15 protein-coding genes are annotated in these 20,243 nt (G+C 57.0%); 7 read left to right on the top strand and 8 right to left on the bottom strand.

All coding sequences use genetic code 11. The annotated features are described in order from the left end of the window. Positions 1–64: 64 nt before the first annotated feature. From DXH95_RS02525 to DXH95_RS02515, 3 genes are all read right to left on the bottom strand, one after another. The gene (locus DXH95_RS02525) at positions 65–1,579 is read right to left on the bottom strand and encodes a hypothetical protein (RefSeq protein ID WP_181883541.1); all 1,515 of its coding nucleotides are present in this window, start codon (positions 1,577–1,579) and stop codon (positions 65–67) included. A 214-nt stretch (positions 1,580–1,793) separates the two neighbouring features. Continuing rightward, complete coding sequence (locus tag DXH95_RS02520; RefSeq protein ID WP_115547883.1) at positions 1,794–2,162, bottom strand: hypothetical protein; 369 nt, start codon at positions 2,160–2,162, stop codon at positions 1,794–1,796. Positions 2,163–2,341: 179 nt separating this feature from the next. Further along, complete coding sequence (locus DXH95_RS02515; RefSeq protein WP_115547882.1) at positions 2,342–2,581, bottom strand: hypothetical protein; 240 nt, start codon at positions 2,579–2,581, stop codon at positions 2,342–2,344. Between the two features lie 568 nt (positions 2,582–3,149). Here DXH95_RS02515 and DXH95_RS02510 point away from each other — a divergent pair. Continuing rightward, entirely contained in the window at positions 3,150–5,570 is a 2,421-nt protein-coding gene (locus tag DXH95_RS02510) for a TonB-dependent receptor (protein WP_115547881.1), read from the top strand. A 23-nt stretch (positions 5,571–5,593) separates the two neighbouring features. Here DXH95_RS02510 and DXH95_RS02505 read toward each other — a convergent pair whose 3' ends face one another. The 4 genes from DXH95_RS02505 to DXH95_RS02490 are packed head-to-tail and all read right to left on the bottom strand — an operon-like array spanning position 5,594 to position 11,615. Further along, the gene (locus DXH95_RS02505) at positions 5,594–7,708 is read right to left on the bottom strand and encodes a molybdopterin-containing oxidoreductase family protein (protein ID WP_115547880.1); all 2,115 of its coding nucleotides are present in this window, start codon (positions 7,706–7,708) and stop codon (positions 5,594–5,596) included. Further along, entirely contained in the window at positions 7,705–9,240 is a 1,536-nt protein-coding gene (locus tag DXH95_RS02500) for a class I adenylate-forming enzyme family protein (protein WP_115547879.1), read from the bottom strand. The genes DXH95_RS02505 and DXH95_RS02500 overlap by 4 nt, the downstream gene beginning before the upstream one ends. Positions 9,241–9,297: 57 nt before the next feature. Beyond that, entirely contained in the window at positions 9,298–10,470 is a 1,173-nt protein-coding gene (locus tag DXH95_RS02495) for a CaiB/BaiF CoA transferase family protein (RefSeq protein WP_115547878.1), read from the bottom strand. Beyond that, positions 10,467–11,615, bottom strand: a complete 1,149-nt coding sequence (locus DXH95_RS02490) for an aromatic ring-hydroxylating oxygenase subunit alpha (protein ID WP_181883540.1) — start codon at positions 11,613–11,615, stop codon at positions 10,467–10,469. Before DXH95_RS02490 ends, DXH95_RS02495 begins: the two co-directional genes overlap by 4 nt. A 97-nt stretch (positions 11,616–11,712) precedes the next feature. On the opposite strand from DXH95_RS02490, the gene DXH95_RS02485 reads away from it, so the two are divergent. Next, a complete protein-coding gene (locus DXH95_RS02485; RefSeq protein WP_115547876.1) occupies positions 11,713–12,318 on the top strand; it encodes a TetR/AcrR family transcriptional regulator in 606 nt (201 codons plus the stop codon). On the opposite strand, the gene DXH95_RS02480 is transcribed toward DXH95_RS02485, so the two are convergent. Continuing rightward, positions 12,302–13,906 (bottom strand): GMC family oxidoreductase, encoded by a 1,605-nt coding sequence (locus DXH95_RS02480; protein ID WP_181883539.1) that lies wholly within the window; start codon positions 13,904–13,906, stop codon positions 12,302–12,304. The two genes, DXH95_RS02485 and DXH95_RS02480, sit on opposite strands and share 17 nt — an antisense overlap. 89 nt (positions 13,907–13,995) lie before the next feature. On the opposite strand from DXH95_RS02480, the gene DXH95_RS02475 reads away from it, so the two are divergent. The 5 genes from DXH95_RS02475 to DXH95_RS02455 all read left to right on the top strand — a co-directional run bounded on the left by DXH95_RS02475 (position 13,996) and on the right by DXH95_RS02455 (position 20,195). Further along, positions 13,996–15,171 carry an aromatic ring-hydroxylating oxygenase subunit alpha gene (locus DXH95_RS02475; RefSeq protein WP_115547874.1) on the top strand — a complete coding sequence of 392 codons (1,176 nt, stop codon included), beginning with the start codon at positions 13,996–13,998 and terminating at the stop codon, positions 15,169–15,171. After that, positions 15,168–15,968, top strand: a complete 801-nt coding sequence (locus DXH95_RS02470) for an SDR family NAD(P)-dependent oxidoreductase (protein ID WP_115547873.1) — start codon at positions 15,168–15,170, stop codon at positions 15,966–15,968. Before DXH95_RS02475 ends, DXH95_RS02470 begins: the two co-directional genes overlap by 4 nt. 74 nt (positions 15,969–16,042) lie before the next feature. Further along, a complete protein-coding gene (locus tag DXH95_RS02465; RefSeq protein ID WP_115547872.1) occupies positions 16,043–18,166 on the top strand; it encodes a molybdopterin-containing oxidoreductase family protein in 2,124 nt (707 codons plus the stop codon). Beyond that, positions 18,163–19,299: a sulfotransferase family protein gene (locus DXH95_RS02460; RefSeq protein WP_115547871.1), complete on the top strand. Its 1,137-nt coding sequence runs from the start codon at positions 18,163–18,165 to the stop codon at positions 19,297–19,299. The genes DXH95_RS02465 and DXH95_RS02460 overlap by 4 nt, the downstream gene beginning before the upstream one ends. A gap of 2 nt (positions 19,300–19,301) precedes the next feature. Beyond that, positions 19,302–20,195 (top strand): DUF6473 family protein, encoded by an 894-nt coding sequence (locus DXH95_RS02455; protein WP_115547870.1) that lies wholly within the window; start codon positions 19,302–19,304, stop codon positions 20,193–20,195. Positions 20,196–20,243: the final 48 nt, after the last annotated feature.

Genomic DNA, 20,243 nt, shown 5'->3' with positions numbered 1-20,243 from the left:
ATTATTTGGAAAAAGGGGCGGCGACATTCCGGCGCCGCCCCTTTGGGATTTGCGATTGTGTTGCTTAGCCTGCAGCCGGGATTTCAAGGCACGAGGCCTGACCCGGAAGGCCGCACACCCAACCCGACCACCAGTTGGTGGTGCTATCGCGGACCGCGCCGATATAGGCCCGGTTGATCAGGTAGCTGGCAAGACCGGCTGCTGCGAAGGGCGAGACCGCATTTTCATTGGCACCGTTGATGAAGGTGCCCGAAAGCGTCGAGGTGCCATTGGCGGTGTTGTTGGTGCCGGCTGCGAAGATCGCCTGCACCTGCGCGCCGGTCACGTCTGTGTCATCCGGGAACGCGGTTGCGCACGACATGAAGATCGAATTGAACACTGGCGGGCCGTCTTCATCCTGAGCGGCATTGGCAGCCTGCACGGTCGAAGCGCCATCGATGTCGATGCAGCGCGGGCTGCCCGTCATGATGCCGTTGACGAACGAATAGTCGCCGCCACCACGGAGCAACAGGGTCGTATTGCGTCCTGTCTGGCCGATGAAGGTGAAGTTGGCAAAGCGGACGTCAGTACGCGGCAGGCGGGTATCGTTACCGGCTGAGTCAGCCTCGACGATATGGTCACCGCCGTCGGTGCGCTGCAGCACGATGATATCCTGCAGGGCGGCCTTGAAGCCCGAGTCTACGTCAAGTGAGTCATCGTCATTGCCGGTCAGCACGAGGTTGCGACCGTTTACGCGTCCACCGAACCATTCGATGCCGTCGTCAGAGCTGTTGTGCACCTGGACATTTTCGAAGATCGTGCCAGCGCCCACGCCGGCCATGGTGATGCCGTTGAGTTCGTTGTTGGTATCCACACGGAAGCCCGGATAGCGAACCTGCAGATAACGGATGGTGCCGCTATTGTCGTTGGGCGACGCACCGCCATAGATCGAACCGCTGGTGCCTTCGACCGGAGCGACGCAGCCCACTGTGCCGCCAGTGGCAGCAGCATCAGCGCAGTCGGCAATCGGCGCGCGGCCAAGGATAACGAGACCACCCCATTCGCCGATGCTCGAAGCGGTTGAGGTGCCCAACACGTTGTTGCGGCTGGTCATCACGACCGGGCGGGTCGCCGAACCGTCAACATTCAATTGCGAGCCACGATTGACGACCATGAAGTCAGCGCCCGATGCGCCGAAGATGGTGACGCCTGCGTCAATAGTCAGAACGCCCGACTGTGCGCCTGCTGTCGGCGCATTGGGATCAGCACCCAAATCCTGGCCAACCTGCACCTTGCCATTGAGCGAGTAGATCGTGCCCGCAAGGTTCTGCAAGCGAAGCGCGCCGGTGATGGTTCCCGAAATCTGGCAGTTGCGGCGATTGGCAATTGTGCCCGCGTCAACAGTGCCCGAGGGACAGCTGGCCGCAGGGCCGGTAGGCGGCGGCGGGGGTGGCGGCGGCGGCGGGGGTGCAACAACCGGTGGCGGCACAACTACGATGCTGCCATCGCCGGGCGACGCAATGTCATCGGCACCACAAGCTGACAGCAAACCTGCAGCTGCCGTTGCATAAACTATCCCACGCAATTTCGGGTCTATCATTCTGATTCTCCGCAATAAACTTTACCCGGAACGGGTATCGAGACTTGCGGGCGCGAATCAAAAGAGGCCCCCACCGGTCTTCGGTGATGGCCCCTAGATGATGGATGTGACTCTATTGTTCGAAGTTGAAGACGGTTTCGTGAATCTTATGTTTCAAAACTGTTACATCAACGGCTGCGAGATTTTCGAACGCTAGTTTGACAACCTTTTTAGACTATTTTTTGAGCGACTGTAGCGAGAGCATAGCAGCCTTGCGCGAATTCATGATCTTGCCATTCGACAGCACAATATCAAAATGTTCTCTGCAATTGGCTGCCGCCTCAAAGGCCAGTTGTGCCTGCGACACATTCCCAAGGCGCGCATGGGCGCGTCCAAGGTTGATGAGCCTCGCAGGATCATTGTGCGGCACGCTCTTCGCCGACTGTATCTGACGCAATGCGGTTTGATTGTCATTCGCCATCAGCGCCTCGAAACCCAATGCGCCGCGTTCGTAACCAATTTCGACTGAGCTCGACTGCGCAAGCACCGCAGGCGTCACGACCATCGATGCAGCTATCGCAACCATCATACCAAGCGATTTCATCGTGATTCTCCTCTCAAATCCTCTGTTTGTTACAGTATCATTACATGCTGTCACAATGAAGGAATTTTTTGGAGAAGTTCATTTATTGCATTGCTATTTTGTAGTTATTTTTTCCGAAAATCTCTAAATAACCTTTATGTGTTATAAATTTAACAATTATGTGACGTTAATATGACGCTTTATTTGGTGCTGCACGGCCTTTTCGACAAAAGCATATGTGTTTTTGAATTTGTACCTATGCTTGGAGTCGGCGTAGCAACCGCATCGGGGCCCACGTCGTCAAGAACAAGTTCGGTTTCTGTCAGGCCGAAGCCCGTCAGCTCAACCTCGAAGTCGAGTTCGATGAGACCCCACAACTCGACAACCAATATCTCGCGGTCCCAGCCTGCCTTCAAGGCCAGTTTGTTGTCTGCGAACACTTAGGCCCGCTTCTCGTTCTCGCTAAGATTGGAATTTGCCAGTGTCGGAACGGACACAAGACCCGGCTGCTTCGCAGCGTCGACTCTGCCATGGTCTGCGATGATCGTTCCATCATTGCCAATGGGAACCGAGTTCACGAACCCGGCGCGACCCACTCCTTTATCTGCATCCAACCATGCGCTGTTCTGGGAAATTGTTTTCCCTGTTATAACGAGAAGAATTCCTTGTTAATTCCCGCAGAATATGGATTTTCCGCAGAGCCGCTTATGCTCAGGACTGCGTGCCGTGCCACTAAATCATTGAATACTCAGGATAGTAAAGACTTCGCAGATGTTGCGCCGCAAACGGCCGAGCTCCGCGTGCGGTTGCAACGGTGGTTATTTAGAGCATTTAACAACGATGCAGCATGATCCGAGCCGGCCAGAATAGGTTCACCGAAACCAATCCCCCAGCCTGCATATGATTACACATTTTGATTTTCGTAAATTTTCGTTTGACGCCACTCGCCCATCTATTTATCAACAGTATATAGATTTAGAGTCTCAAGAGGATTTAGGGGAGGACGTTATGGCTAAATTGCATTGGACAACTGTATCCGGAATCGGTCTGGCGGCAGCACTTGCGGCGGCAGTGCCTGGCGTCGCCTCGGCACAATCCGCACCGGCTGAAGAAGAGGCCGATGATGCATCATCGGGCGACATCATTGTTACGGCACGCCGGAAGGAAGAACGCCTGCAGGACGTTCCGGTTGCGGTCACCGCACTGACCGGCGAAAATCTCGAAAACTACAAGGTCACAACGGTCGGCGACATCGCGTCCTTCGTTCCCAGCATGGTGGTTGGCCGTCAGGTCACCGGTGGTTCGGCCAGCATCTTCCTGCGCGGCGTAGGATCGAGCTCGCTCAGCGCCGGTTTCGACCAGTCGGTTTCGTTCAATATCGACGGCCTTGCCATGAGCCGCGGTCGCGAAATTGCTTTTGCGCAATATGATGTTGCCTCTGTCGAAGTTCTGAAGGGCCCGCAGGCACTATACTTCGGGCGCAATACAACCGGTGGCCTGATTTCGATCCGTACCAACAACCCCGGCAATGAGCTCGAGGTAAAGGGAAAGGTTGGCTATGGCTTTGAAGCCCACGAAAAATATGCCGAAGCGGTACTTTCCGGGCCGATTTCAGACAGTTTCGGTGCTCGCCTCGCGCTGCGCTGGAATGATGCGCGTGGATCGCTGCTCAACACGGGCGGGCCGGCGACGGATCCGGCCACAGGCCTGACCCGCGCACCGCAGTCCAAATATCGTGACCCTTCCGAAACGCTGTCAGGTCGCCTGACGCTGCAATATGAACCGACTGACCAGATCAGCATCTCGTTAAAGGGCGGCTACACCCATTATGAAGATGATGGTGCCGGCAACCTTTACGAACGCAAATGCGGTGCGGGACGGACCACACCCTTCCCCACATCCGGCTTTGCCAACCCGTTCGCAGACTGCAAAGCCGATGGCCGATCAGATCACAGCGCAAGCAATCCGGCATTTGTAGAAAACTTCCGATACGCCCGCGATGGCAAAACATTCACCGATCTCGACAGCTATTTTGCGGTGCTCGCAATGGACTTCGAAACGGGTGTGTTTGATATATCGTCGATCACCGGCTGGGCCCGTTTCAAACAGATCGACTATAACGATTTTGTCGGCTCGGTACGTAACGTTTCGGTTTCGCAACTTGCTGAGTTCGAACAGTTCAGCCAGGAATTGCGCATTGCATCCGATTTTGACGGACCTATCAATGTGACGACCGGCATGTATCTGTCGAGTTCCGAATTTGTCTTCAACACCGACTCTCACAACATCAACTTCGGTTTTGATCCTGTTCGGCGCACCTGGGTGTCCTTCTCCCGCGATAATGGGTTCGATGCCAAGAGCTTCTCCATTTTCGGTCAGATGTCTTGGAAGATACTACCTCAACTCGAATTGTCAGGTGGCGGACGCCTGTCCTACGACAAGCGTGATTCCTTTCAGCAATCGCGTCCGACGGCTGCCACTGCAGCCAATGGAGCCTTCCCGCAAAACCGTCGCTTCGAGGACAATTTCGACGACAGCGATTTCTCGCCCGAAGTCACCTTGTCGTGGAAACCTTCGGATGAAGCCACCATATATGCGGCCTATAAGCGCGGTTACAAATCGGGCGGGTTCAACCTGAGCCAAACGATCACGGCTGGTGCAACACTGCGCGCCGGCCAGTTCAAGAGCGAAACAGCTGAAGGTTTCGAACTCGGCGCCCACGCTGCTATCCTTGACCGGCAGCTCCGCCTGAATGCCGCGATATATGACTTCGATTATGATGATCTGCAGGTTCAGTTCTATGAGCCGGTAACCGCCGGGCAGGTCGTATCGAATGCGGGCACGCTCAACACCAAAGGTTTCGAGGTCGATTTCAATTTCGAACCGCGCAATCTGGATGGGCTGAGCTTCCGTGGCGCCTATGCCTATAACAAGGCCAAGTATCAGAATTTCATCGGCCAGTGCTTTGGTGGCCAGACGCCTGCACAAGGATGTAATCTGCTTCCTAATGCCGCAGGAACGGTATTCAACGGCCAGCTGTACAGCGGACGCATCGCTCCCAAGGCGCCGAAGCATAGCTGGAAATTGGGCGGCAGCTATGAGGCCGACTTCGGCGGTCTGAAGGGTAGCATTTCGCTCGATGTGGCTCACACGTCGAAGTACAACTACACCGATGCGCTGATCCCCGAAGCGGTCCAGAAGGGCTTTACCCGCCTCGATGGCTCGATCACCTTGGGTAGCTCGGAAGATGTGTGGAAATTGTCGCTGATTGGCCGGAACCTGACCAACGAGTTCATCGTCACCTCAGCCAATGAATTCCCCTTCACCGGTGGCACGGGTGCTGGCACCGCCGCAGGCGTCAAATCGGATATCAATACTGTGGTCGAACGCCCGCGTGAGATCGCCCTCGAGCTCTCCTTCGCCTTTTGACGAAGGTCCTTTCGGGCGGGCCGTCAGGCTCGCCCGATTTTTACCGCAACGCCCGTTAGGTGCGCCATATTGCTCAATGGCTCATGGCTGCCAGCGCCGGTCGGCATCAATGCGTTTACATTGGCCCCAGGTGCTGCCTGTGCTCGCGAAAGCCCGAACGAGCGTGCATGGCCATAGCCATGCGACATCGCCACCACACCGGGCTGCAAGCTCTCGTCTTCAACAAAGTGCGTTTCGATCAGGCCATAGTCGTTCGAAACCGCAAGTTTGTCGTCCGCTGCTAGCCCCATCGCCGCGATATCGGCTGGATGGATATGGAGCGGGTTCAGTGCATGCTTGTCACGTTTAAGGGCAGGCATGTTCGCAAGGTTGCTGTTGTGCATATAATTGGTGCGCAGCGATATCAGTTTGAATATGCCTGCGGGCTCGTTTGAAAGTTCATCAAACAAGCGATGGCAGCGTTCAATTGCTGGGCCGAATGGCTCTGGACAACAATTGACGCGATGGTCGGGGTTGAACACAACCTCATCATAAAACACTTCCCGCTCGGCCTGCGGTAACAGTATCGATTGCGAAGGTTCGGCACGGATTTCTTCGATCGACAATCCGATCTTCGAAAGGATCTTCCGCGCCCTGCCCAGCATATCTGCATCGGGCCTGTCGAGCGCACTGGGCAGTTCCAGTTCCTGCTGCAGGCGGGAGATGATCCACCAGTCGTCGCGCCTATCGTGCTGGGGTGAGACCACCGCGTCCACCGACTGGATGAAAGGCTGGGGCTGCATGGCATTGGCGGAAAGGTTGCACTCTGCCCTTTCCAGCCAGTCAGCGGCAGGTAGGATGTAATCGGCATATTCGCCGGTCGCGTTGCGGAACAGATCGACATGAACCATCAGATCAAGCTTGGGAAATCCCTTTCGCATCGCCGCTTCGCCCGGCATCGATAGCAATGGGTTGCCAGACAATACAATCAGGCCTCTGATCGGGTCTGAACCCTGCCCTGCCAGCTCGCCCAGTGCATGGCCCGGCAAGCTTCCCGCCACGACATTCACCGGACCGGAGGGAAGGTCAACTATTGGGGCAGGTGCGGGTGCCACGGCACGCGCATTGGGATAAAAACCCTTTGCGTAATAGTCGCCGCCGGTCCGCCCCAGATTGCCTGTCACGAAGCTGAGCATCAGCAGCAGCCAATAGGCCAGCGTGCCCTGTCGGCCCTGGTTCACGCCCGTTGCCATATAGATCGCGGCGGACGGCGCGGTCGCATATTCGTGCGCAATGGCGAGAATGGTTGTAGCGTCAATACCAGTGACCGTGGCCACCCGTTCCGACGGGAAAGCGGAAACAAAGTCCCAAAGCGCATCAACATTATGTCCGTGGTGCTCGACATGCGCCTTGTCGTACAGCCCATTGCGATGGATTTCGCAAAGCAGAGCAGCCATGAAATAGACATCGGTGTCCGGCCGGATCAGGGTGACTTCGCCCGTCTTCTCGCCTGCAGATTCAATCCTGCGTGCGTTGATGAAACGAACCTTGCCACCGCGCCCGATGATATCCTGCAACACCGACAAGGGACGGTGCAGCGAGGTGTAAGTCCAATGCGAAACTTTGGGATTGCCGCCAAAGCAAAGCAAATACCGGGTGTTTGCAAAATCGGGGATTGGAAAAAGATTCAGCGTACCGAGCACCGCCTCGACCGCAGCCGGTTTGTTGGCGGTATCCTGCGTTCCCGCGCTGAAATTGCGCTTACTGCCGATTTGCGCACCGAGCGATGCTGCAAGGGGAAATGCGTTGCTGTTGAGGCTGACCGGGTTGCCAAAATAAACCGAAAGCGCGTCCGGCCCATATTTATCCCTGATTGCGCGCAGCCTTTGACCGATATCTGCAAAGGCCTCATCCCAGGACACAGGTTCAAACTGGGCGGGCAGTTCACCCTTTGGATTGGTGCGCCGCAGCGGCTGGTTTACCCGATCAGGATCGTTGTGCACCTGCAGGAAGTTCAGGCCCTTATGGCAGGCAAAGCCTTTGGAAACGGGATGGTCCCGGTCCGGCTCCAGCTTGACTGCCGCGCCGGCCTCGTCGACCGTAGCGACTATTGGGCATAGTGGCTCGCATATCCGGCAGAATGTATGTTTGCGGGTCATTGCGCGAAAAGCCGCTCGGCGGTCTCAGGAACTTGCGGGAAACTGGCCCGCAAAGTCGGCTTCGATACCTTCCCCGAAAGCGTCCGTGGCAAAGGCTCATCAATAAAGGCGACATGTTTGGGACGCTTGAACTTGGCCAAACTCGTTTCGCCTTCCTTTTCGATCGCCCGCATCACGTCGGCACGGTCGCCATTGGCGCAGACAACCAACATCGGCACCTCACCCCAATCGGCATCGGGCACTCCGATGACGGCAAGTTCGTTGATCCCCGGTACCGCTGCCAAGGCCCGCTCAATTTCGGCGGGATAGACATTGATTCCGCCAGAGATCAGCATGTCCTTCGATCTGTCAACGATCCGCAGAAAGCCTTCCTCATCCATAGCGCCCAGATCTCCGGTCTTGAGCCAGTCGTCGACGATGGTTTCCGCCGTAATATCAGGCTTGCGCCAATATTCGCGCATCACATGCGGGCCTTTGACCATGATCTCTCCGGTCTCTCCGAACGGCAGCGTATTACCGTCGGCATCACCTATCCGGATTTCAGTGCCGAAAATTGCCCGCCCAGCCCAGCCGATGCGCTTCATCGCGTCTTCGCTGTGCATTGTTGCGACAAGACCGGAGGCTTCGGTAAGGCCATAGGACTGGATCATCGAAATGCCCTTGGCCTTATAAGCCTCAATCAGGTCGATGCTGACGGGCGCACCACCTGCAGCCGCCGAAATCATGCAGGAAATGTCGGCGCGTTCGAAATCGGGCGAGCGTATCAACCTTTCCCAGATGACTGGCACCGTGGTCGCGGCGCTTACCCGGTATTTCTCGATAGTATGGATATAACGGTCGATATCAAAATCGGATTCGAGCACCATGGTTCCGCCTGCATTCACGGCAAACTGGATGAAACAGGAAATCACGGCACCGGTGAAGACAAAGGGTACGGCTACCATGATGGAATCGCGCCAGGTGAGGCCTTCGGCGAGATTCTTGGCCATGCCGGGATACATCGCGCTACCATGCGTGAGCAGCGCGCCTTTTTGCCGCCCGGTAGTGCCAGAGGTGTAGCAGATGAAACCAGCGTCATTGAGCGCGATCTGTTCGACCGGCACCGCGCCGCTATCTATTATCAGGTCATCATAAGGCCGGGCGTCAGTCGAATCCGCGACAAATATCTCGAAAGGCAACGTCCGTTTTGCCAGTTCCAGCTGTGCTAGATGCTTGGCTTCTGTAACCACCGCGCTGCACTCGGCATCTTCAAGCAACGGCAAGAGCTCGATTCCGGTGAGGCGGAAATTGAGCGGAACGAAAATCGCACCCAGTTTGAGACAGGCTACGGTGACGATCGGTGCTTCTGGCCGGTTGGTCATCAGCAGCCCGACACGGTCGCCCTTGTTTACGCCAGCGGCACGCAGGCCCCGGGCAATCGCATCCGAACGCGCATCCAGCTCCGCCCAGCTGATGCGATTATCGTTGTGAATGATCGCCGTGTGATCGGGCCGCCAGCGTGCCCAATACCGAACAAGCTCCGCCAGGTTCATAAAGTCTCCTCACCATTTCGCGCCGCGCTTGTTTTTGTTGCGGCGCTGATCTTGTTCTTATGCCAGCCAGTCGGCAAGCACTGCCTTTTGATCCTTGCCCGCCGTTGGCGCCAAATCCGGCGCAAATTTTTGGCCGGCAATTTTCACTGGCGTAGTCGTCAGGCGCAACACACCCGCACCGGGCAGTTCAACTTCATACACATTGTTGCGCGCCAGAAAGTGTGGATCGCTGGTCAGCGTCTCACGGCTGTTGGCCGCGCCTGCGGGAACATCATGCTTCCCGAACAAATCCATCCAATCGGCAAGGTTGCGCGTTGCGAACAGCTCGACCAGCTTATCATGCACGTCTTCGTCGACATCGTTGACGTCGCGATCGGACTTATAGGCTTCCGCCAGATCGGGTCGCTCGACCGCCACACAAAAGCGTTCCCAGAATTTCGGGCTGAACGCCTGGAAGAAAATCCCCCTGCCGTCCGCACATTCATAGCGCCAAAGCCGGGGCCAGCAGGCTTGCTTGCCTTTGCCACCTAAAAAGCCGGGCCGATCGAAGCATTTGTCGGGATTAAGCGCTGCGTCGACGGCATCTGGCAGCCAATGCGCAGCGCAATCGGCAGCGGCCACTTCGATGCGGCTGCCCTCGCCTGTTGCACGGGCCTTTATGATGGCGGCCAGCGTGCCCAGCGCCGCATACAGCCCCATCGCATGCATGCCCACAGGCGTTACATTACTCTTTGCCCGTTCTTCTTTGGTCAACGCGTAAGGGTTGACCGACGAGAGCGCGCCAAATGCGTCGAAGCTGGGTCCGTGTGAACCCATTTCGGCATAGGGACCATAGCTGCCGAGGCCAGAAATCGAGCAGAAAACGATCGAAGGTTTGACTTTTTTCAGGTCATCGAAACCAAAACCAAGCCTGTCCAATATGCCCGCCCGCATACCCTCTATGACGACATCGGCCTTTGCGACCAGATCCAGAAAGGTCGCCCTGTCGGCCTCTGCTTTCAGGTCCAGCTGGATACTCCGTTTGCCACGGTTCCAGCGAAGGTGAAGCAGGCTTTCGCCATTTGGAGACCCCATTGCCGGATTGCCCGCATAGCGCACGCCGTCCCCGACTGCATCCTCCACCTTGACGACATCGGCGCCCATATCGGCGAGATATCCGCCAAGGCTAGACGGGCCGAGTGCGGCCACTTCAAGAACGCGGACACCCTTCAGCAAATCATAGCCGCTCATGCTGGCAGCGCATCCATTTCGCGCGACATCTGGCGGTGCAGATGCTGGCATGGTGCCTCGCCACGGCCATAGATGAAATCGCCAACGGGCCAGGCGTTTGCGTTGGCTTGAATGGTCTCTTCCATCGGGAAATCTTCCTCGGTGGCGGCCTGCTTCAAAATTTCCCAACTCTTGTTGATCTTGGCCGCACGCTCGTCGTCGAGCACTGCCGGGTCGACCAGAAAGCGAATATGGACATGCGCCCGCGCGGGATCCTCCAAATCAGGCCAGACATTCCAATATTCGAGGTGCGTCGGCGTGGGGATCATACTGGCATTGGGGAACAGGATAAGGTTGCCCGTCACATAGCGATGATCCTCGTCGCTTGCCGTACCTGCTTTCACCTTGTCAGACAGCCGCTTATAGGCCGACCAGGATCGGCCATGCCGCCCGAAATCCTCCCACACCGATGCGCTGGTTTCGATGCGCTTGCCGACGCCTTTCGGGTGCAGGAATTGCGGGTGCAGCACATCGATTGCACCATCCATTACCAGTTTCCAGTTGATCGGAACGTCAAGTTTCTGTTCCATGAAAATAACCGTTCCATCCGCGGCATAGTCGGCGAGCCGCGCATCAGCATCACCAAGATAGTCAGCGATTCTGCTACCCGCCTCATCCGTCAGGTTAACCCAGACGATGCCGTGCCGCTCTTCGCAAGCCAAGCGGATAAGGCTGTTGCAGCTCTTGTCTATGCCACCCAGATGATCGTCGAAAGGAACGCCGCGCAAAGCGCCATCGCCGTCGTAACTCCAGCCATGATAGGCGCATACGAAGAAAGGCTTCTTGCCTTTCTCGGCAAGCTCGACCTTTCCGCCGCGATGGCGACACATGTTACGAAAAGCGCCCACTTCGCCATTTTTCTGGCGTACCAGAAGGACCGGCGCGCCCAGCAGGTCGCGCGTGACAAAGCTTTTCGTATCGCGCAGTTCACTGCTCATCGCGGCGGCGAGCGGCAAGCGGCGAAACACTGCCAGTTCGCGATCCAGATGTTCCTTGCTGGTAAAATTGGCGATGGGAACATGCAGGATAGAATCTGCAAGATCGGTTGTTCCTTCGCGCAGGTGGGTTACCATGCGCTCGAACACGTCGGCAGACATCTTGTTCATAGCACTCCTCATTGCCCGTTTTATCTATGGTTATTTGTTTACAGTGTTGAGAATCTGTTAACTCGACTATTCGGCAAGTCAAGGGTAATGATGCGACATGGACATGAAGACCCAATCGGTGAGCAACACGCGAACGCAAAAAACGGTGGCCCGCATTCTCGGCGCGGCGCGTGATTGCTTTTCACATCTGGGCATCGAAAAGACGACTATCGTCGATATCGCCGAGGCCGCCCAGTTTTCGCGGCCGGTTATCTACAAATATTTCACCGACAAGGACGATATTGTCGACCGCGTATGCCTTGAGGAAATGCAGGCCCTGCAGCTTCAACTGAACGCCCGCGTGCCACGTGACGTTCCGTTTGTGGATCAGCTTGCCGAGGCGATCCTGCAAGCCGTGCTGCTGGCACGAGGCAATATCTATATCCAGCGTTTCATGGATGATCGCCAAGCGTGGGTCCGTTCGCAAAGCGAAGGAGGTGCGGTCCACATCTGGGTGCGTGATCGCTGGCGCTCGTTCCTGCTGCGTGGCCAGCGCGAAGGCATCGTCGCCGACGACCTGGATATCGAACAGTGCGTCACCTGGATTGCGCTGGTTCAATCACTTCTGCTGCTTCGTTACTCGAACGAATACCCGGATGAAACGGACATGCGCCGTTTTGTGCGCCGTTTTGTCGTAACGCCGATGCTTATCCCTGCCGGATAAAATCCGCAGCGCGCTCACCAATCATGATGGCTGTAGCGTTGGTGTTCACGCGCGGCAAAAGCGGAATGACAGAGGCGTCAGCAATGCGCAGGCCGGACAAGCCATTCACCTTCAAATCCGGGCCGACAACGGCTTCGGCATCGCCTCCCATGCGGCACGTCCCGACGGGGTGATAGGAAATATTGGTGTTGCGGCGAACATAATCCTCCCATCCGGCATCGCTTTCCGGTGCCACCGGCGGATTGCGGGGGGCCTTTACAAAGTCCGCAAAGGCCGGTGATGTAAAAATTAACTCAATCAATTTGCATGCGCCAATCAGCGTTTCAACATCGCGGGGATCGCCCAGCAGTTGATGCCTGATTGACGGCAGATCTGATGCTTCCCTGCCCGTCAGCACCACTTCACCGCGGCTATAGGGGTTGCCGACTGATGCGGCGATTGTTGCAACCGGCTCTTTTGGCATTTCGGCTGCGGCTGCACTCAATATCTCGGGGCCAAGATCATAGCCGACCGGATAGAAATGCAGTTGCAGATCAGGGGCCGCCAAATCGCCGCGCGATCGCGCCAGGGCCATGGCTTGCACCGCCGGTGTCGCCATCGGCCCCTTACCTTGCAGCAGATATTTCAGCATCGCGCCGACAAGATGCCAGGGTTTCATCCGGCTGTTATAGGTATCGACCGTCACGAACTTGTTGAGGCTGACGGTCGGATGCTCCTGCAGATTACGCCCCACCTCTTCGCTGTCGGCGACCATCTCAATGCCATGCGATTTCAGCATTTCTGCCGGGCCCACCCCAGATCGCATAAGCAGTGCCGGCGTTCCAATTGCCCCAGCAGCCAGAATGATTTCGGCGTTAGCACCGAAGCGTTGCAATCGCCCGTCAACATTGGCTTCGACCGCAATGGCGCGCTTGCCTTCGAACAGGACTCTCTCCGCAACCGCGCCTGTGATGATGCGCAAATTGGACCGCTTGCGCGCCTCGGTAAGATAGGCGGCTGCCGTGCTGCTCCGTTTCGAATTTTTCTGCGTGGTCAGCGTCAGGAAACTGCCCTCTGCATGCCCATCATTATATTCATCAAGGATCGGCAGGCCGGTTTGCGCGCAAGCTTCGACAAAGCTTTGGGATAATGGGTGCGGGTCAGACATTGGCTCCACCCCCAGCGGCCCGTGGCTGCCATGCATCTGGTTTGGTTGCCCGCTGAATCCTTCGGAACGCAGAAAGTATGGCAGGCAATCGTCGAACGACCAACCGGCGCATCCTGCATCAACCCATCGCTGGTGATCCGCACGGGTGCCGCGAATATAGACCAGTCCATTAATCGCGCTGCTGCCGCCGAGCATCTTGCCGGCCGACCAAAGGAAACGCCGCCCGTTTATCGATGCGTCGGGTTCCTGCAGATAACACCAGTCATAGCGCGGATCGGTGAGAATTCGCGCGAAACCGGCCGGCATGTTGACCAGAAAGCGATCGGATTCGCCGCCTGCTTCCAAAAGCAAAACCTTGTTAAGCGGATCTTCGGACAGTCTTGCCGCGACTGCCGCGCCGCCACTGCCGCCGCCCACCACAATATAGTCTGCAACATCCATAATCCGATCCTCGCCCTTCAGCATTATTGACGACTATTAAATTACACAATACGATTTCTGTAAATAATCCGGCGCAAGGAGGAAACGGCATGTACTACACCGAGGAAAGGCGGCGCGACCTGGCAACGCGTCTGTTCGAACTGGTGAAGCAAGGTGGAACCGATCTCGCCGACGATTTCCTCGAATATGACCTGTCGATCTATTCTGACCCGGCGCTTGCGGTTACCGAGCGGGACAGGATCTTTGAACGGCTTCCGATGATGGCAATGCACGGCGCCCAGCTTGGCGGACCGGGCGGTTATGCCATAGTGAAGTTGAACCGCAGCACCGCGCTGGTCACGCGCGCCAAAGATGGCTCCTTGAAGGCGTTCCTCAACATTTGCCGGCATCGGGGCGCGCAACTGGTTCCCGATGGGAACGGAAAGAAGCCGCTCTTCACCTGCCCCTATCATGGCTGGACTTATTCGGCAGACGGCACACTGAAAGCAATTACCTTCCCCGATACCTATGGACAAAAGCCATGCGACGACCTCAACCTGATCGCATTACCCGTCGAGGAACGGCATGGCTTCATCTGGATTGTCGAAAATCCGGCCGGGCAGATTGACGTAGCCAAGCATTTAGGCCCGGGCATGGACAAGGCGATGGCTGAGTACCGGTTCGATAGCTGGAGTTGCTATCGCAGCGAGATCTTCGAATTTCCGCAAAACTGGAAAGTGATGATGGATGGCCTGATCGATGGCTATCATGTCCAGTTCCTGCACGGGGCGACGATCAACCCCTATTTCTATCCGAACATGCTGGGGACGCAGTTGCACGGCCGCCATGCGCTTTGGGGCAATCCACGCCGCCGCATTGACGAGATTGTTGATACCGACCCCGGCAGCGTCGAGCTGCAACGCTATGTGATTTTCGGGAATGTCATCACACCCAATTCAGCTCTGGTCTTGCATCCGCACCATGTCGAATATTGGACCGCCTACCAGCACCCGGACGATGTCGGCCGCTCTTATCTGCACCTTCGCTATCTGACACCGCACCCCGTCGAAGACGACAAGGGCCATGAGATCATGGCCAAGAACTGGCACATCGCGACATCTGCCATCATTAACGAGGACGTTCCGGTCGGCAATTCGATCCAGCGTTCGGCGTCGAGCAGCCATTGCGGCAAAGCCCGTCTGGGGCGCAACGAAATCATCAACCAGCTCTTTCACCGCACCTACCGCGAATATATGGGGCTGGACCAATTGGAGAAACCAGAATGAATGCAGAAAAACGCGTCGCCGAACTGTTCGGCGTGGCGGGCAAACGCGCGCTCGTAACCGGGGCAACAGCGGGCATCGGTCGATTGATAGCACAAGGGTTGGCCGAAGCCGGAGTGAAAGTTTGGGCGGTGGCGCGCAACGCTGGCGAAGTGGATGCCTTGGCGCGAGAGCTTTCGGCAAACACGCCATGCCACGCCATCACTGCCGATGTGACCAGCGACGAAGGACTGGCGGCAATCAAAGCCGCGCTGGGCGACCTGCCACTCGATATTTTGGTCAACAATGCCGGAATCAATGTCGATACCCCGCTCGACGGTGACGGGCGTGAAGGATTTGACACCGTGCTGGGGCTGAACGTGACAGCCCCATTTCTTGTTTTGCAGAAAGTCCTGCCCAATCTGGAAAAGGCAGCGACGCGGGAAGACCCTTCGCGCGTTATCAACATCACATCGGTTGCTGCGCTCGATCCGGGCGGTTTGCCCAACTATTCCTATGCTGCCAGTAAATCCGCACTGGCGATGATGACGCGCCAGCTTGGCCGCCACCTCGCCAAGCGCAACATATCGTGCAACGCGATCGCACCGGGCATCTTCCCGTCGCGGATGAGCGAAAAATTCCTTGGCCTGAAGCCGGGAGATACGCCTCCCCCCGCATGGGCATCGCCACTGGGCGGACGCGCGGGCACATTGGACGATATCACCGGTGCGACAATTTACCTCTGCTCGCGTGCCGGCGCTTGGGTGACCGGCATCATGCTTCCCGTCAGCGGCGGCGCAGCAACGATCAAATCGAGCTGAACGATTGCCGCTTGCATATCTAATATGAATAGATAAATCTTTGCAGGAGGAATCGCCAGTCGGGAGGAGATGACATGGCCGATAGTTCCGGCATTGCCCGCATTCCGGGCGAAGACGGTGATCATGTCACCTATTGCCGCATTTGCGAGGCGCTGTGCGGTATGGTCGCAACGGTGAAAGATGGGCGGATAACCAAGATCCGACCGGATCGCGACAACCCCCATTCGCGTGGCCACATTTGCGTCAAAGGGCCCGCACTTGCCGATCTCGCTTATGATGAGGACCGCGTCCTCCATCCGCTAAAACGTGTCGGTGGGCCGGGCGAGTTTGAGCCTGTCGGATGGGATGAAGCGCTCGACGATATCGCAAAGCGGTTGGCAGCTTCAGTCGAACGGCACGGCGCGTTCAGCTTTGCCGTCAATTCGGGCAATCCGCCAAGCATGGGCTGGCCGAGTTCATTGGCCAGCGTGTTGTTCCAACAGGCTATGGGTGGCAGCCGCACCTATACGCCGGCATCCGAAGACATCAGTACGCCGGTGCTGGCAACCGAACTTATGTTTGGTACCCATGCCTTTGTTTTTCCTGATCTTGCGACGTGCGAACATTTGCTGATCTTTGGTTCAAACCCGCTCGTCAGCCATGGCTCGCTGATGATTGCGCCGCGTTTCAAGGAGGACCTCGACGAAATCGCAAAGCGCGGCCGTGTGATCGTTGTCGACCCACGCAGGACCGAAACTGCGCGCAAATTTGAACATGTCTCGATCCTGCCTGAAGGCGATGTCTGGTTGTTGGGCGCTATGCTCCAGGTCATTCTCTCCGAAGATTTGCAGCAAAGGCAGTTCATCGAACAGCATTGCGCCGGGCTGGAAGGCCTTGTGGCTGCAACCAGCTGGATCACGCCAATGCTTGCGGAACCCCGTTGCGGCATAGACGCAGAAACCATCCAGCAACTTGCCCGCGACTTCGCTTCGGCACCGCGCGCGGCCGCAATGGGCCGCATCGGGATCTGCCGGGGCGGTTTCTCGACACTGACCAATTTCTTCCTCCACGCGCTCAATGTGATCGGCGGCAAGTTTCACACACCCGGCGGTGTGGGCTGGGGTCACGGCGGCTCAGCAACCGATGAGCAATTTGCGGGGATCTTTCCTGGAGCGCGGCACGGCGCCATTCCCTCACGCGTCAGCAAGCTACCCAGCGTGTGGGGCACGCAGCCGAGCACGACCTTTCTGGAGGAGATGATCACACCCGGAGAAGGACAGATCAAATCCCTGCTAGTTGTGGGCGCAAACCCGGTCATGTCGATGCCGGGCGGTCCAGCGCTGGTGGAGGGCTTCGCGGAGCTCGATCTGATGGTCGCACTCGATCTCTACATGACCGAAACCAGCCGTCACGCGCATTACCTCCTGCCGGTCACGACCGCGCTGGAGCGCGAGGATATGAATCAGTTCTTCCTGAACCACATGGTGCGTCCATTCGCCCAATATGTGCCAGCGGTGATAAAACCCGTCGGCGAGACACGCGGCGAGTATGAGATATTGCGCGACCTTGCGGTGCGAATGGGGCGCGGCGAGAGCTTTGGCAATATGACGCCGTTTGAGATGGCCGATGCCTCTCTGCAAAAGGGGATTGAAGGCCAAAAGGGACTGTCGCTCGCAAAGCTGAAAGAGCATCCGCACGGCATCATGATAGAAAGCGGGCGTTGGGCGTTCGATTTCAAAAAGCGGTTGGGCCATGAAGATGGAACAATCCATCTTTGGTGCGAAGAAATGCAAGCCGAGGTCGAAAGGCTACGCGCCAAACCAGCACGCAAGCCCGATGTGCTGCAACTCATCAATCTGCGCAAACTCCGTTCGATCAACAGTTGGATGCACAATGTGGAGGCGCTTGTCCGCACCGACGCGCCCAAATTGCTGATCCATCCGACCGATGCAGCGGCGCGCGGTTTGAATGACGAAGACGAAGCCAAGCTCAGCACGCAATGGGGCAGTCTTGATGTCGTTGTTTCGTTGACCGACGACATCCGCCCGGGCTGCGTCGCCTATCCGCATGGCTGGGGCAATCATGGCGGATGGAAACGTGCAAACGCCAAGGGCGGCGGAAATTTGAACGCCATTGTACCGCAAGGCCCGCAATCGGCAGAACAGCTCTCGGGTATGAGTTATCTTGAGGGGTTCGAGGTTGAGGTTTCCGCGGCATGAGGTCCGGATTTGCCGCCAGCTTTGATCAACTGCACGAAGAGGCGATTGAGGCAACCGGGCTGAACGACTTTGGTGATCCGGTATATCGCGAGGGGCTAGAGGCGTTGCTTGCGGCGCGCGATGCGAGCGGTATCGATTACCCCGCAGATGGCGAGACCATCCTTGGCCCCTTGCGCCAGACGCTGGCCGCCCGCCTGAAGTCGATCGACCAGATCAAGCGCATGGGCGCGGCTTTGGCTTCGGTTGAACAACCGCTTTTCATCCTTGGCCTGCCGCGTACCGGCACCACAGCGATGCAACGCATGCTGATGTCCGATCCGCAATTGCAGGGTCTTGAATATTGGCTTGGCGCTGCACCAAAGCCACGCCCTGCGCGGGAAAGCTGGGATAGTGACCCGGAATTCATTGCCTGCCGCGACGGTTTGGAAGCGATGATGCAGGCAGCGCCGCTTATCGGAAAAATGCACCCTATGGCAGCCGATGAAGGCGAGGAATGCCGCTTGGTGATGGAGCAGAGCTTCGGTCACAGTTCATTCAGCCTCGTTGCGCCGATCCGCCCTTATCAGGACTGGCTGTTCCAAGCCGATCTCGAGCCGCACTACCGCCATTTCAAATCGGTTCTGGGCCTCATCGGATCAAATGACCGTGAAAAGACCTGGGTGCTGAAATGCCCACATCACGCACCGCAAGTGGACAGTTTGCTGCGCGCATTTCCCGATTCACGGATCCTATTCATGCACCGCCCGGTCGAAGATGTCGTGCCCAGCGTGGTCCGATTGGGGGAATCCTTCCTCGGCATGGTCGAAGGCGATGGCATAGATATGGTGTCCCGCGCCGAGATGATTGTCGAAAATCTCGACCTGACGCTGCGGCGACTTCTTAAAGTGCGCGACGATAATCCGGACCGGTTCCTCAACCTTTCAATGGAAAGCTTTGTCGCTGATCCAATGGCAAGCGTCGAACGGATTTACAGCCATTTCGGCCTCGCAATGTCTTCGGAGAGCCGCACCGCTCTCTCCGCTTGGGTGCGCGAGAACCATCATGGTGGACACGGCGCGCCGGGCGCAGGACCATTACCCTTTGGCCTCAACCGCGACGCGCTGCGCGAACGATTCAACTATTATCAGGGATAGACATGACCGACATCGATCCAGCCGAATTTTTCGCCGATTACAGCAAGCGCGATCGTGAAGTGGTCGACTACCAATTCTACCGCTTTGATGCGCTGCCAAGTGTTGGCTTCAGGGGGCCACCGCTGCAACCCGAAGTGCTGGAAAACGGCGCCTATTGTACCGTCATAGGCGCCGCGCAGTCGCTGGGGGTTTATGCGCCCGCCCCCTACCCTGCCCTGATTGCAGAGCGGTTGGACCTGCCTTGTCTCAATCTGGCGACAGGAGGTGGAACGGCGGGCTTCTTCGCCAGCCAGCCCGCACTGATCGACCTCGCAAATCGCGGCAAGTTCGTAATCCTGCAGGTCATGACCGCACGGACCGAAGCCAATTCGCGCAGCACACCCGTGGGCATCAATTTCGTTCGTGATACGCGAACTGGCGAAACCGAAATTACAGAGGCCTTCTGGTTGCGTCTGTTGGCCGAGGAGCGCGACATTGTTCCGTTACTGATCGCGGAAAGCCTGCAAAGCTGGCGTGCCTCCTATCGCCGACTGATCGAGCAGATAAAGGTGCCCATCATCCTTTTCTATTTCTCGACCAAGCCAGAAGACGAACAGGTCAATTACAACGCAACCACCCGTGATGAATTTTATGGCAGCTTTCCGCAATTTGTCGACATGGCGGCCGTCCGCGATGTTGCGGCGTTGTGCGACCATTATGTCGAATGCCGCAGCAAGCGTGGCTTACCGCATCCTCTTGTCAATCGCTTCACAGGCGAGCCCGTTATAGTCGATTTCGGTGCATTGCATAGTTTCATGGAAAATGAAGAGCATGCGATGAACGATTATTATCCCTCGCCCGAAATGCACGAGGACGCGATTACTGCATTGGCCCCAGTCATTCAAAAGTTGACTTGAGGACGCGATATGTAGAACTGCGGCGGAAACGTGCAGACTTGGGGGTAA

This window comes from Sphingorhabdus pulchriflava (genome assembly GCF_003367235.1).
GTDB lineage: Bacteria > Pseudomonadota > Alphaproteobacteria > Sphingomonadales > Sphingomonadaceae > Sphingorhabdus_B > Sphingorhabdus_B pulchriflava.
The sequence above is the reverse complement of the archived record's forward strand: the minus strand, read 5'-3'. Positions and strand labels throughout refer to the sequence as shown.

What these genes read in the sequence shown, in the direction of transcription:
- DXH95_RS02460 (WP_115547871.1), top strand. Translation starts at nt 18,163, where the DNA reads ATGAGGTCCGGATTTGCCGCCAGCTTTGATCAACTGCACGAAGAGGCG.
- DXH95_RS02480 (WP_181883539.1), bottom strand. Translation starts at nt 13,906, where the DNA reads ATGGATGTTGCAGACTATATTGTGGTGGGCGGCGGCAGTGGCGGCGCG.
- DXH95_RS02500 (WP_115547879.1), bottom strand. Translation starts at nt 9,240, where the DNA reads ATGAACCTGGCGGAGCTTGTTCGGTATTGGGCACGCTGGCGGCCCGAT.
- DXH95_RS02485 (WP_115547876.1), top strand. Translation starts at nt 11,713, where the DNA reads ATGGACATGAAGACCCAATCGGTGAGCAACACGCGAACGCAAAAAACG.
- DXH95_RS02470 (WP_115547873.1), top strand. Translation starts at nt 15,168, where the DNA reads ATGAATGCAGAAAAACGCGTCGCCGAACTGTTCGGCGTGGCGGGCAAA.
- DXH95_RS02495 (WP_115547878.1), bottom strand. Translation starts at nt 10,470, where the DNA reads ATGAGCGGCTATGATTTGCTGAAGGGTGTCCGCGTTCTTGAAGTGGCC.
- DXH95_RS02510 (WP_115547881.1), top strand. Translation starts at nt 3,150, where the DNA reads ATGGCTAAATTGCATTGGACAACTGTATCCGGAATCGGTCTGGCGGCA.
- DXH95_RS02525 (WP_181883541.1), bottom strand. Translation starts at nt 1,579, where the DNA reads ATGATAGACCCGAAATTGCGTGGGATAGTTTATGCAACGGCAGCTGCA.
- DXH95_RS02475 (WP_115547874.1), top strand. Translation starts at nt 13,996, where the DNA reads ATGTACTACACCGAGGAAAGGCGGCGCGACCTGGCAACGCGTCTGTTC.
- DXH95_RS02465 (WP_115547872.1), top strand. Translation starts at nt 16,043, where the DNA reads ATGGCCGATAGTTCCGGCATTGCCCGCATTCCGGGCGAAGACGGTGAT.
- DXH95_RS02505 (WP_115547880.1), bottom strand. Translation starts at nt 7,708, where the DNA reads ATGACCCGCAAACATACATTCTGCCGGATATGCGAGCCACTATGCCCA.
- DXH95_RS02455 (WP_115547870.1), top strand. Translation starts at nt 19,302, where the DNA reads ATGACCGACATCGATCCAGCCGAATTTTTCGCCGATTACAGCAAGCGC.
- DXH95_RS02520 (WP_115547883.1), bottom strand. Translation starts at nt 2,162, where the DNA reads ATGAAATCGCTTGGTATGATGGTTGCGATAGCTGCATCGATGGTCGTG.
- DXH95_RS02490 (WP_181883540.1), bottom strand. Translation starts at nt 11,615, where the DNA reads ATGAACAAGATGTCTGCCGACGTGTTCGAGCGCATGGTAACCCACCTG.